This window comes from Rhizobium sp. AG207R, assembly GCF_027109195.1.
Classification (GTDB): Bacteria; Pseudomonadota; Alphaproteobacteria; order Rhizobiales; family Rhizobiaceae; genus Rhizobium; species Rhizobium dioscoreae.
In genome coordinates this window covers 1-1,013 of sequence record NZ_JAEPVT010000030.1, presented here as the reverse complement: position 1 = coordinate 1,013, position 1,013 = coordinate 1, and the positions used below count along the sequence as shown (strand labels likewise).

Annotated in this window: 2 tRNA genes and 1 rRNA gene; all 3 read right to left on the bottom strand. The window is 57.2% G+C overall.

Going from position 1 to position 1,013, the window contains the following annotated elements:
* Nucleotides 1-425 precede the first annotated feature (425 nt).
* Nucleotides 426-501: transfer RNA gene (locus JJQ51_RS32780), tRNA-Ala, on the bottom strand.
* A 100-nt stretch (nt 502-601) separates the two neighbouring features.
* A tRNA-Ile gene (locus tag JJQ51_RS32775) sits at nt 602-678 on the bottom strand.
* Nucleotides 679-952: 274 nt separating this feature from the next.
* Nucleotides 953-1,013, bottom strand: a 16S ribosomal RNA gene (locus tag JJQ51_RS32770); the annotation flags it as partial.

The window sequence follows — 1,013 nt, the reverse complement described above, 5'->3', positions numbered from 1 at the left end:
CGAGATTGGATCCGATACCGCGCGGTCAGGCAACGGTAATCCAGCCGTCCGTCAGAAGCCCTCGAAGAGGACCAACAACAACGGCTCAGAGCGACAAGCTTCCTTCCTACCTCCGATCTCTCCACCACATCCGGCCGGCTAGGCCATCCATGGTTTCATAAAGACCGGGCTCGGACGCCTCGAACAACCCTACGGTCGCCCAAAACACCTGGAAGCCTCCAGATCAATCTTCTCTTCACAATGTATGCAGAACACGCATCCAGCCCCAAGGCCGATGCAAAACCTTTATTTCTCCAGAAGACAAACTTCGTTACGTCCAGCCACACAGGCCAGAGGCCTGTCGCCGATCTCCCCTCGATATATCGTAGGGCGGCGGCCCGTCCGGAGCGCAGCGCCAAAGGCGCGACAGCGTCAGGACAAAACAATGGTGGAGCTGAGCGGGATCGAACCGCTGACCCCCTGCTTGCAAAGCAGGTGCTCTCCCAGCTGAGCTACAGCCCCATCCAGCTCGACACCCGATGGATCACTCCATCGGCTCGGCAACAAACCGCATCAATTCCGTCCCGGCTCTACCCAAGCCATAGCCCAAAAGGGCGAAGGCTGGTGGGCCCGGGAAGACTTGAACTTCCGACCCCACGCTTATCAAGCGTGTGCTCTAACCAACTGAGCTACGGGCCCATTCTCGTCAAACCGGTCCAGACAGCCATAAACCATCCGGATCGACGCGGTTCTTTGTCTTCTTGAAGAAAGAGAAACGTGGACGGCGAGGCTCGCCATATCATCGGAGCATTACGCTTCCGTGACGTATTGCGTTGCGATCGTAGCCTGACTGGCTCGATCTTGTTCTAAAAAGCGGATTTTGCGTGGCCTGGATAGCTTGTCCTTTTCGCTTGCGCTCAAAGGGCATCCAGGCGGGCCATACGGCCACCCTTGCTAAAATCGGCTTCCTTAGAAAGGAGGTGATCCAGCCGCAGGTTCCCCTACGGCTACCTTGTTACGACTTCACCCCAGTC